We start from the raw sequence: 11909 nt of genomic DNA on the forward strand, positions 1-11909 counted from the left end.
GGGACAAATACAAGGTCGCAGTGTTGGCAATGAAGGTAATCTCGAGTTGGGTTTTGTCCTTGCCAATATAGAAGGCAGTCATCGCTGGTGCACAGCGGGCATTTTTCATTATAAAGCAATGACTTGTTATTGTTTTTCATTATCGAAAATCTTCACCTTGGGCGAGCACGAATAGCTATCAATAAATTGATTGTTTTTGGTCGATTTCGAGAATAGTGCCCTAGTTCACTAAAGTGGTAAATAGCTTTTAATTTGCTTCGTGTTTCTTTGTCACTAATTGTAATTTCTAGTACTATGCGCTGCGGTTTCGATACGCAAAGAATAATTAATTTGTGGTCCAAACCTAATAAAAAATTTTTGATAACCGAGCGCTGAGGTGTGTGCAAATGACGATTCGTCAATTTCTAGCTTCTCTTTTGCTTGTAGCCGTGAGTTCATCCGCTGCTGCAGCTTTAGAAAAGAAAAAATTCTGTCTTTATGACCCTGTAGGTAATAACGGCCCTGCTGTTGCGTTTTTCTCAGACTTGACTGCGAAAGGTATGGCTTGGGGCATCGACGTTGAGATCGTTGCTTACACGGATGAGAAAGTAGCGTCTAACGACTTTAAAGCGGGTCTATGTGATGTGGTATTCCTAACAGCGATCTTGAGTCGTCCTTACGTTCCGTTTGGCGGAACTCTTGATGCGCTTGGCGGTATTGTAGACGAAGAAGGTTTGGCGCGTGTTTTGAAAACGTTGACCAACCCGAAATTGTCTCCGTACTTGACGAATGGTAACTACGAAGTGGTTGGTACCCTTCCTGTTGGTTCTGTTTATCTTTTCGTGAACGATCGCGAGATTGATACAGTTGCCGATTTTAGTGGTAAAAAAGTATCTGTTCTTAACGAAGACCCACAAAGCCACAAGTTTGCAGATTTGGCTGGTGCGTCGCCAGTAGGTACTTCGCTTGCAACGTTCTCTGGCCAGTTTAACAATGGCAACATCGATATTCTTCCAATGGTTGCTTTGGGCTATAACGTATTTGAGCTTTACCACGGTCTTGGCGAGAATGGCGGCATCATCGACGAGAAACTTCTTTACGGTATGATGCAGATGATTTCTCACAAAGATCGTTTCAGCCCTGACTTTGGACAGCAGATGCGTGAGTACATTCTTAACCGTCTACCCGATATCAACAAGATGGTGAAAGATGCGGAAGCAGAGATTCCTTCTAAGTACTGGATCAAAACCGACGAGGCAACGAAGGCTGCGCTAGAGAAGTTCCGCGGAGAGATTCGATCTGAGCTTCGTAACGAAGGTGTTCTGGATCCTAAAGCGTTAAGCTTGTTGTGGAAGATCCGTTGTTCTGTAGATCCTTCTCGCGGAGAATGTTCTGCACCTAAAGAAGAGCGTTTCTAAGTTTTACGTAATTCTTGTGAGAAAGCCGGCTTAATAGCCGGCTTTTTTGTTTTTATCTGCGCGGAAAGATTTAGCCGCAGCGCAAAATAAATTATACTTTTCACCCCTTTTTTAAGTGCACATAGGCAGATGTCCGAATCCCTCATCCAGGTTAGTGAGCTTCATTGCGAGCGCGATGATCGCGTCTTATTCGAAGGGCTTTCATTTAATCTTTGCGCAGGGGAGCTCGTACACGTTAAGGGCGTGAATGGCGCTGGTAAAAGCACGCTTTTACGTTGTCTGGCAGGTTTATATAGCGGTTATAGCGGAACGATAGAGCGTTCCCAGATGGCTCGATCGACAAAGTATTTTGGCCATAAAATCAACGTGAAACGGAATCTAACAGCTTCAGAGAATTTGGAGATGTATTCTTTGTTTTGCGAGGCGCGCCAGATTGATAATTTAGGTGCGTTAGCGGAGGTCGGACTCGCTGGGTATGAGCATGTTTTATGCAGCGATATGTCCGAAGGGCAGCGCCGCAGAGTTGCGCTGGCTTCAATCCTCACTTCAGGTTCAAAGGTCTGCCTGCTTGACGAGCCTTTTGCTTCTTTGGATCGTCTAGGTGTTGAATTCTTGGAACAGTTTCTGATTTCGCTAGTAGAGAAAGGTTCTCTGGTTGTGTTTACTAGTCATCATCAGTTTGATGATGAGAGGTTACGCTCTTTGGTCTTAGGGAGCGGTTATGAGTAAGGCGTCATTTGAACGCTCAAGCGTTTTTTTTATACTCAAAAATATTGTCGTTACCGAATTAAGAATGTCATGGCGAAGTAAGCAGGAGCTATTTAATGGGCTGATGTTCTTTGTGATGGTGATCGTACTGTTCCCGCTCGGTGTTGATCCTGGCAAAGACTATTTAAGTGTTAGTGCAGGTGGACTTATTTGGGTCGCGTTTATGCTTAGCCTGCTGCTGTCGGTCGGTCAAATGTTTAAGCAGGATTTCGAGGATGGCACAACGGAACAATGGATTTTATCAGAGCATCCATTATTTCTAATGGTATTGTCTAAAGTGTTTGCGTTGTGGCTCGTAACTTCTTTGCCACTCGTTATAATTAGTCCCCTGTTAGCAGTAATGCTGCATATGGCCGTGGAACAAATTCCCGTTATGTTGTTCACACTATTGATTGGCACGCCGTCTTTGGCGCTAATTGTGAGTATTGGAGCGGCGCTGACAGCCGGCGTCAGAGGTGGCGGGGTTTTACTTATGCTGATTGTTCTTCCGCTTGCAACGCCTGTTTTGATCTTTGCCACAGGAATTCTCAGAGCGTCGGCTGAGGGGTTGCATGTTTCAGGGTTGTTTGCGATTTTGGCGGCGTTACTTGTGCTGTCAATCATTACATGTCCGTTTGCTACTTCTGCTTCGTTGAAAATTGCGGTGGATAACTAAGGCAATGACAGGGTTTCTGGGTGTAAAAATATGACTTGGGCATGGTTTCATAAATTTGGGTCACCAAAGTGGTTGTACGATTTTGCAGAGCGTATACAAAAACCATTGTTGTTCGTAGCGGCCTCAATGATGCTCGGCGGGGCATATTGGGGGCTCTTCTTGGCGCCACCTGATTATCAGCAGGGGGATAGCTTTAGAATCATATACATTCATGTTCCCGCAGCGATTCTTGCGCAGTCGGTCTACATGATGATGGCGACTGCCGCTTTGGTGGGTTTGGTTTGGCGGATGAAAATGAGCGATTACTTTATCGCGTCTGCGGCACCGATCGGGGCGGTCATGACGTTTCTCGCTTTGTTTACTGGCGCTGTTTGGGGAAAACCTACTTGGGGAACATGGTGGGTTTGGGATGCGCGCTTAACCTCAATGCTTCTCTTGTTGTTTCTTTATTTTGGTGTTATCGCGTTGAGAGGTGCAATTGAAAACGATCTCAATCGGGCAAGGGCAACGTATATCTTAGTGTTGGTTGGCGTCGTGAATATTCCGATTATCAAGTATTCAGTAGATTGGTGGAATACTCTGCATCAGCCAGCAACATTTACTTTAACTGAAAAGCCGGCAATGCCAGTTGAGATGTGGCTTCCTCTGCTTGTTATGGTGATAGGTGTGTATGCTTTGTTTGCCTGCCTCGTGCTCTTTCGCCTACAAACTGAGATTCTAGAGCGCGAATACAAGACAAAATGGGTGAAAAAGTTATTACAGGAAAGGTTAGATGTTTGAGTATTTTGACATGGGTGATCACACTTTTTATGTGTGGCTCGCGTATGGTGTAAGTGTATTCGCATTAGTTTTTCTTGGCGTATTGAGTATTAAATCAAAGACCGCCGCGAAGATGAAAGTGCGTAAAAAGATTGATCGGTTAACCAAGCTAAAAGCGAGTAAAGCTCTTGAACCAAAAACGTAAACAACGATTGATGATCGTCGCTTTTCTGACGATTGGTTTTTCAATTGTCGTCGGACTGGCGATGTACGCTTTGAGTGAAAACATAAACCTTTTTTATAACCCAACACAGATTGCCGATGGTGAGGCGCCTGTGGGAGCGAAGATTAGAGCAGGCGGTATGGTGAAAGAAGGTTCAGTGGGGCGCGACGAGGGCTCCTTGGCCGTTAAATTTGTTTTGACAGATTTCAGTTCAGAGGTCGATGTTGAGTACACAGGCATTCTTCCCGATTTATTTCGTGAGGGACAAGGCATTGTTGCTCTAGGGCGAATTAATGAAAATCGAGTGCTGATTGCAGAAGAAGTGCTCGCAAAACATGATGAAAACTATATGCCGCCCGAAGTGGCGGAAGCGCTCGAGAAGTCGGGGCATAGTGTTTATGGCGAAAAAATCGATGATGAGAGTGCGCCTTCATCCGAGAATAGTTATTCGGGAGGTTACTAATCATGTTGCCTGAGCTTGGTCACTTTACTCTAATACTGGGATTGATGTTTGCCCTTGTCCAAAGTGTTTTGCCGCTATACGGCGTCGCGCGCCGCTCGCCGGTATGGATGGAAACGGGCCGGTTTTTTGCCACAGGGCAATTTGTCTTTATTGCTGTTTCGTTCGTATGCTTGGCGATTGCTTTTCTGCAAGACGATTTTAGCGTCAAATATGTTGCAGGCCATTCGAATACCTTGCTACCCGATGTGTATAAAGTCAGCGCCGTCTGGGGAGGTCATGAAGGCTCCCTGCTTCTCTGGGCACTCACGTTAGCGGGGTGGACGATGGCTGTGGTTTTATTCAGTCGTCAGCTCCCGCGCGAGATGTTGGCTCGGGTATTAGCTGTTATGGGAATGATCAGCGTAGGTTTCTTATTGTTTATCCTGCTCACGTCTAATCCGTTTGCCCGGACTTTCCCGCATGTGCCTATGGAAGGTAGCGATCTCAACCCACTATTGCAGGACTTTGGGCTCATTGTTCATCCGCCGATGCTCTACATGGGATATGTCGGGTTTTCTGTTGCTTTTGCTTTCGCCATCGCTGCCTTGATGGGAGGGCGTTTGGATAGCGCTTGGGCTAAATGGTCGCGACCTTGGACCATAACGGCCTGGGGGTTTCTCACGCTAGGTATTGCATTAGGAAGTTGGTGGGCGTATTACGAGCTTGGTTGGGGCGGATGGTGGTTTTGGGATCCTGTTGAAAACGCTTCCTTTATGCCGTGGTTAGTTGGTACGGCGCTTATGCACTCCTTAGCCGTAACTGAAAAGCGCGGAGCATTTAAAAGCTGGACTATTTTTCTCGCCATTATCGCGTTTTCCTTAAGTTTACTGGGTACGTTTTTGGTACGTTCGGGCGTACTCACGTCTGTTCATGCGTTTGCGTCGGATCCGAGTCGAGGGCAGTTTGTACTTGGACTCTTAGCCATAACCATTATTAGCTCATTGTTGCTTTATGCTTGGCGAGCGCCTGATCTCGTTGGTAAATCAGAACATCAACTGCTCTCACGAGAGAGCTTTCTCCTCGCGAACAATATCATTCTTGTTGTTGCATGGATAACCGTCATGCTTGGCACACTTTATCCCTTGGTGCTTGATTTTATTGGTGCAGGTAAATTGTCTATTGGGCCTCCTTACTTCAATGCTGTCTTCGCTCCGTTAATGGCGATCTTAGCGTTGTTCTTGGGTTTTGGTCTTCTCTCTCAATGGAAGAGAACGCCTGTCGCTCAATTCAATCAGCAAATTCGTAAATTTGCCGTCATTAGCGTTGCTGCAGCCACCGTACTGACTTTAGTAACTGGTTACGAGTGGGATTGGTTTACCTGGGTTGCGGTATTGCTCGGCGTTTGGATCATCGTGGTGAGTGCATCCGATGTTTATCGCCGCTGCGCGGCTAAACAGGGTAGTTTGAGAGCGAAGTTGTCCCTCGGTCGGTCATATTATGCAATGCTTTTCGGTCATATTGGTTTTGCGTTTATGGTGATTGGAGCGGTGGTTGTTTCGATGCATTCAATCGAGCGCGATGTCCGCATCGTGGCTGGTCAGATGGTGACCCTCGGTGATTACCAACTGATGTTTGATAGTGAGGAAAAGATTCGCGGACCAAATTATGAAGCGACGAGGGTGAACGTACGGGTGCTTCGGGATAATAGTTTGGTGAGCGTGTTGAGCCCGGAAAAACGCGTCTATTTTTCTCAATCCAGCCCAATGACCGAGGCAGGGATTGATCCAGGGTTCTGGCGCGATATCTATGTGGCTATCGGCGAAGAACTGGGTGAAGGCGCATGGGCTGTGCGAGTCCAGTATAAGCCTTTAGTGCGATGGATTTGGCTAGGCGCTATCTTCATGTTTATTGCTGGATGCATTGCCGTATCCGACAAACGTTACCGTTATCACATAACCAAGTCTAAATCCGCAGACATTACTGGCAACCTAGAGGTTGCAAAATAAGAGTCGTATGAATTCAAGATTAGTATATATCACCCCTCTCGTTTTAGCGGTTGGCTTGGGACTCATTCTTTACACTGCTTTGGGAAAAGATCCAAACAAACTCGAAACTGCAAGGTTAAACGACCCCATTCCCGAGTTTGAGTTGTCCGTCCTTGAGGATCAGGGGCTTAAAGTGAATCAAGACGCGCTAAAAGGTCGGCCTTCTCTTTTGAACGTTTGGGCGACATGGTGCCCTTCCTGTCGAACCGAGCACCCATATTTAATCAGGCTTGCTAATAAAGGCGTACCCATCATTGGTTTGAATTATAAAGACGATCGGTCTAAGGCCAATCAATGGCTGGTAGAGCTTGGCGACCCTTATTCTTTGAATATATATGATCCAAAGGGTTCGTTTGGTTTCGATCTTGGCGTCTATGGAGCGCCAGAAACATATCTTGTGGATAAAGACGGGATCGTTCGGTATCGCCATGTTGGTGAAGTGAATCAGCGCATCTGGGAAGCACAAATTGAGCCGCGTTATCGCGAGCTACTTGGGAAGTAAGGAGTATCTCTTGCCTCATATCATGGTCTTCGCATGTTTGTTGTCGCTTTCGTTTTTAACGCAGTCGTCAAGTATCGACGTCTTCGAATTCAGCAGTGATGAAAACCGCCAATCCTACAAAGAATTGACCCGAGAATTACGGTGCCCCAAATGTCAAAACCAGGATATCGCGGATTCCAATGCCCCCATTGCTAAGGATATGCGTGTGCAGGTTCATCGACTCGTAGAAGACGGAAAAACCTCAGACGAAGTCGTGAATTATATGATTGAGCGGTTTGGTGACTTTGTTACGTATAAGCCCAAAGTCAGCACAGAGACCTATCTACTTTGGTATGGGCCTTGGGTTTTTATTGTCCTTGGCGCTCTCGTCATCTTGTTAGTCTCTCGCCGCAAAAAAAGCCCCAGCGAGGTTGAGAAAACCAAACAAAACTCGGGGTCTTCGAGAGGCAATTCAGTTGCAGAGTTATTAGAAAAATACTCTGATGACTGAGCTCCTGCATTTAAATATCGACTTAAAGAAATGAATTCATGACATATTTTTGGATTATCGCGCTGATTTCATGCGCATTCGCTTTGGTACTTGTTTTTTGGCCATGGGTTCAACGTCGACAGCTTGAGGCTGCAGCTGGAAAACTGAGTAATGAAGAGCGAATTAGAGCAAACGTTAGAATACATAAAGAGCGTTTAAGGGAGCTTGCGTCTGAGAAAAATGCTGGCCGGATAAGCGATGAGCAGTTTGACGCGCTAAAACAGGAGCTGGAAGACAATCTACTTGCGGATGCAGAGATAAACGCAGCGGCAGAACTCTCACAATCAAATCGGTCCACGTTAATTGGATTGACCTTTACAAGCCTACTTATTGTTGTTGGCACTGCGTATCTCTACACCAAATGGGGAGCATACGATCAGGTCGAGCAGCATGTAAGCAGTCGCTTTAGCGACGCTGAGTTAGCATCGGCTCAAGCGATGGCAGAGGCGGGTGATGCGCGCGGTTTGCTGCTGCAGCTCCGCGATAAGCTCCGTAATTCGCCGAACAACATTGAGGGGTGGAGTCTGCTCGCAAGCTCATCAATGAATGCGCAGATGTTCGATATCGCCATTGAGGCCTATGATCAGTTAATTCTCATTGAGCAAGAACCGAAAGCTAAGGCGGCTCTCTATGGCCTTAAGGCTCAGGCCTTGTACTTTAATGGCAGCGCTTTAAATTCAGAGCAAGTTCGTCGTGCAAGTGCTAATGCATTTGAAATCAATAAAGACGAGACAAACACGCTCGGATTACTGGCTATCGCAAGCTTCGAGGCGCGCGACTTTGAGGCTGCTATTAAATATTGGAAGAGGATTTTGGATGTCTTTCCAGAGCATCCTTCAAAAGATTCAATTCGCCTCGGTATTGAGTCCGCGCAGCGAGCAATCGGAGCGGGTGAGCAAACAACTCTTCGCGCTCAGCAAGATGGCGACGATCAGCAGATCGATAAACAAGTAGACGGGGTTGGCGGCATTTCGGTCGTGCTCTCGATTGCACCAGATGTTGTCAAATCACTGTCTGGTAAAGAGCAGGTCGTGATTTTTGCTAAGGCGCAGCAAGGGCCTCCAATGCCGCTTGCTGTGGCTCGTTATAGTCCTAGCGAGCTACCTGAGGCCATTGTACTAAACGATCGTTTAGCGATGATGCCGGAGCTCAAGATATCGTCTTTCGAATTAGTTGATCTCACTGCGCGTATTACTTCGGGAGGGGTAGAGCGACAGTCAGGAGACTACGAGGTGACGGTGAGAGGCGTTGCTGTTGGCCAAACAAGTCCCACGCCGTTGATGATGCAGATTAGCGGTGCTGATAAGATTTTAGAAAACTAGAAGAGACCAGAGGGTATATATGAAAAAGGTTGTTGTTATTGGTGCTGGCACAATGGGGGCTGGGATTGCGCAAACGTTTGCCGTTTCAGGCTTGCAGGTTGTTCTGAAAGACGTTGCTCAAGAAGCAGTGGAGCGAGGCATCGCAACGATAGAAAAAGGTCTTTCTCGTCTCGTTTCTAAAGAGAAGATTACACAAGCCGAAGCGAATGCCGTAATGAGTAATATCACCGGCGTAACGGATAACTCGACCGTCGCTGATGCTGATTTGATTGTCGAAGCCGCTGTTGAAAACATGGCTATAAAGAAGCAGATTTTTGCTGAGCTAGATGCGGTTTGTGGTCAGGATACTATTTTCGCAACCAACACTTCGTCGTTATCGATTACCGAGGTCGCCGCTGCAACGACACGCCCCGACCGGTTTCTGGGCATGCATTTTTTCAACCCTGCGCCAGTTATGAAGCTTGTTGAGTTGATCAAAGGCATTGCGACATCTGAAGAAACCTTTGCTGCAGTTAAAGACTTAACAAGTGCACTTGGCAAAACGCCGGTAGAGGTTGCCGAAGCACCGGGCTTTGTTGTTAATCGGATTCTGATACCGATGGTCAATGAAGCTGTCGGTATTTTTGCGGAGGGAGTTGCAAGCGCCGAAGATATAGACGCGGCAATGAAGTTGGGAGCAAACCATCCAATGGGACCGTTAGCGCTTGGTGATTTAATCGGTCTTGATGTCTGTCTTGCGATTATGGATGTGTTGTACGAAGAGTTTGGTGATTCGAAGTATCGCGCTCATCCTCTGTTGAAAAAATACGTTCGCGGAGGAAGGCTTGGTCGTAAATCAGGAAGCGGTTTTTATACCTATTCATAAAACAGGCTGTTCTGANGGGGCTCAAGCCCCGTTTTTGTTTGCTTTAATCCAGTCGTAAAGTAATATCGTTAACATTTATTCCACAGCCAATCTAAAAATAACTAAGGAGAGCTGATTGTGAATTTAGAGACTTTACTTGCCCACTTTGAGGATAAGGTGGTCAACCCTGTTGGTGCGTCCCGCGCTCGAAACAAACTTCTTGGTTCCGGATATATTGCCGGCTTAAAAGCGCTCGTGAGCGTTCTTAAGATTCCCAAGCCAACCGTTCTATCCGGTAAAAATTCTTCCGTTAAATTGTGCGAAAGCATTGCGGGGTTTGGTCTTAAAAAGACGCTTATTGTTACGGACCGACCTTTATACGAGCTCGGTTTGCTCGAGAAAATACTTACGACACTGGAGAAGCATGGTGCAAGCTATGAATTGTTTACGGATGTCGAGCCAGACCCAACATTTAAAGTGGTTGAGCAAGGGCTTAGAACGTACAGACAAGCAAATTGTGATTCGGTTCTTGCGGTCGGTGGCGGGTCCTCGATTGATAGTGCAAAAGTGATCGCCTTAGCCGCATCAAATCAGGTAGAGCCACAAAAGTTGGTCGGTATATTGAAAGCCAAATCGGCATCTGCTCCATTTTTTTGTATACCGACCACCGCAGGTACGGGCTCGGAGGTCACCATCGGTGCAGTGATTTCGGATGATAAAACGCATCAAAAAGAACTCGTCATCGAGACCAAAATCGTCCCGTTAATGGCGGCGCTTGATCCGGAGCTGATGAAAGGTTTGCCGCCTGCAATAACGGCTGCAACAGGAATGGACGCATTGACGCATCTAGTCGAGTCATTCTTAAGTACGATGGCGAACGACGAGTCGAGCTATTATTCCAAAGCTGGTATTAAGTTAGTGTTCGACAACCTTCCAAAAGCCTTTAAGTCTGGCGGCAATATTACGGCGCGTGAGAATATGGCACTCGCTTCATTTTACGGAGGGTTGACGATTAACATCTCAGGCCTTGGTTATGTGCATGCGTTTGCGCATCAAATTGGCGCTCGGTATGGAATTCCGCACGGTTTGGCAAACGCAAAAGTCTTGCCGCATGTGCTGCGATTCAATTTGCCATTTGTCACCAGTCGACTTGCCGATCTCGCTGAGACGATCGGTGTTGCCAAGTCTAGTGCTAGCACGATGGATAATGCGCAAGCGTTTATAGCGGCTGTTGACAGGCTAATCGAAACAGTGGGTATTGATCCGCAAATTCCGGCACTTCAGCTGAAGGATTTTCCGGCGATCCGGCGCGCTGCTTTTAAAGAAGCAAACTCGACTTACGCTGTCCCAGCCTATATGTCTGCTGATGATGCCCAAAGCTTAATGCTTAGTTTGGCGAAATCAAAAGTGAATAAACGTAGTGCGTAGGTTTGGTTAGCTATTGATCAGGGCTTGCTCTGAGTGCGTGTGTCACTAGATCATAAACCATGAATACGAAGAGGTAGAGTCGTGTTTAGTCAACAATCTGGTGCTGACGCACGCAAAGGGCCGGCGAGATCGAGTGGATGGGAGGTATTTCGCACCTTCTTGGTTTTGGGCTGCACATCGTTTGGCGGTCCGGTTGCACATATTGGGTTCTTTAGAGAGGCTTTTGTTGCTAAGCGAAGGTGGCTGGATGATGCGACATTCTCTAGTTATCTGGCTTTGTGCCAATTTATTCCTGGTCCTGCCAGCAGTCAGCTTGGCATGGCTGTTGGCTATCACCGCGCGGGCTTTATTGGCGCCTTCTCGGCGTGGCTGGCATTTACGCTTCCTTCTGCGATCTTACTCGCGACTTTTGCTGTTGTATTAGGCTACGATTCGAACTGGATGTCTGGTGGCGTGGTGCATGGGTTAAAGCTCGTCGCTCTTGCCGTCGTTATACACGCTTTTCTTGGCATGCAGAAAAGCTTAGCACCGGATGTTAAGCGGATCTTATTAATGATGTTAAGCGCGGCCGTATTTGTTTTCTGGCAGAGTATTTTTGCACCGATTGCCGTCTTGGTGGTGGTCGGTGTGATATGTGCAATCGTCAAGATGGGCGAGACCGAAAGCGAGAGTGCGGCGCCACCCACGTCGTCTGACAGCCAGCGCATAGCCACGCCATATCGTATTGCATATGTGATGCTTGCTTTGTTTCTGAGCGGTTTCGTTGCGCAATGGTTTGCAGACGGCCAAATCCTTGATCAGTTTCTAGCTTACTATCGCGCGGGTTCTCTGGTATTCGGTGGCGGGCACGTTGTGTTGCCTTTACTAGAGACTGAAATTGTCGGCTCTGGGTGGGTTAACAGGGATACGTTTCTAGCGGGTTATGGCGCAGCACAGGCAGTGCCCGGACCTTTGTTTACGTTTGCTTCGTTTTTGGGCGCATCTCATGAGGTTGG

The 11909-nt window shown here is 47.1% G+C and carries 13 protein-coding genes; all 13 read left to right on the top strand.

Translation table 11 applies throughout. From position 1 onward, the window contains the following. Window positions 1–386: 386 nt before the first annotated feature. A complete protein-coding gene (locus tag A3751_RS05950) occupies window positions 387–1397 on the top strand; it encodes a putative solute-binding protein (protein WP_068453359.1) in 1011 nt (336 codons plus the stop codon). Between the two features lie 129 nt (window positions 1398–1526). After that, the gene (gene ccmA, locus A3751_RS05955; RefSeq protein ID WP_068453361.1) at window positions 1527–2126 is read left to right on the top strand and encodes a heme ABC exporter ATP-binding protein CcmA; all 600 of its coding nucleotides are present in this window, start codon (window positions 1527–1529) and stop codon (window positions 2124–2126) included. Next, a complete protein-coding gene (gene ccmB, locus A3751_RS05960) occupies window positions 2119–2820 on the top strand; it encodes a heme exporter protein CcmB (RefSeq protein WP_068453363.1) in 702 nt (233 codons plus the stop codon). The genes ccmA and ccmB overlap by 8 nt, the downstream gene beginning before the upstream one ends. Window positions 2821–2850: 30 nt before the next feature. Next, window positions 2851–3600, top strand: coding sequence for a heme ABC transporter permease (locus A3751_RS05965; RefSeq protein WP_068453365.1), 750 nt, complete (start codon window positions 2851–2853; stop codon window positions 3598–3600). After that, window positions 3593–3784, top strand: coding sequence for a heme exporter protein CcmD (ccmD, locus tag A3751_RS05970; protein ID WP_068453367.1), 192 nt, complete (start codon window positions 3593–3595; stop codon window positions 3782–3784). The genes A3751_RS05965 and ccmD overlap by 8 nt, the downstream gene beginning before the upstream one ends. Next, window positions 3768–4265, top strand: a complete 498-nt coding sequence (ccmE, locus tag A3751_RS05975) for a cytochrome c maturation protein CcmE (protein WP_068453369.1) — start codon at window positions 3768–3770, stop codon at window positions 4263–4265. The genes ccmD and ccmE overlap by 17 nt, the downstream gene beginning before the upstream one ends. A gap of 2 nt (window positions 4266–4267) precedes the next feature. After that, the gene (locus A3751_RS05980; protein ID WP_068453371.1) at window positions 4268–6250 is read left to right on the top strand and encodes a heme lyase CcmF/NrfE family subunit; all 1983 of its coding nucleotides are present in this window, start codon (window positions 4268–4270) and stop codon (window positions 6248–6250) included. A 7-nt stretch (window positions 6251–6257) separates the two neighbouring features. After that, on the top strand, window positions 6258–6791 hold the full coding sequence (locus A3751_RS05985; protein ID WP_068453373.1) for a DsbE family thiol:disulfide interchange protein: 534 nt from the start codon (window positions 6258–6260) through the stop codon (window positions 6789–6791). A gap of 10 nt (window positions 6792–6801) precedes the next feature. Then, window positions 6802–7281, top strand: coding sequence for a cytochrome c-type biogenesis protein (locus A3751_RS05990; RefSeq protein WP_231876850.1), 480 nt, complete (start codon window positions 6802–6804; stop codon window positions 7279–7281). A 38-nt stretch (window positions 7282–7319) separates the two neighbouring features. After that, window positions 7320–8642, top strand: a complete 1323-nt coding sequence (ccmI, locus tag A3751_RS05995; RefSeq protein ID WP_068453377.1) for a c-type cytochrome biogenesis protein CcmI — start codon at window positions 7320–7322, stop codon at window positions 8640–8642. Between the two features lie 19 nt (window positions 8643–8661). Continuing rightward, window positions 8662–9507: a 3-hydroxybutyryl-CoA dehydrogenase gene (locus tag A3751_RS06000; RefSeq protein WP_068453379.1), complete on the top strand. Its 846-nt coding sequence runs from the start codon at window positions 8662–8664 to the stop codon at window positions 9505–9507. Between the two features lie 117 nt (window positions 9508–9624). Beyond that, a complete protein-coding gene (locus A3751_RS06005; protein ID WP_197466201.1) occupies window positions 9625–10914 on the top strand; it encodes an iron-containing alcohol dehydrogenase in 1290 nt (429 codons plus the stop codon). Between the two features lie 81 nt (window positions 10915–10995). Further along, window positions 10996–11909 (top strand): chromate efflux transporter (gene chrA / locus A3751_RS06010; protein ID WP_068453381.1); only part of this gene is annotated, 914 nt, incomplete at its 3' end.

The organism is Oleiphilus sp. HI0080, from assembly GCF_001635135.1.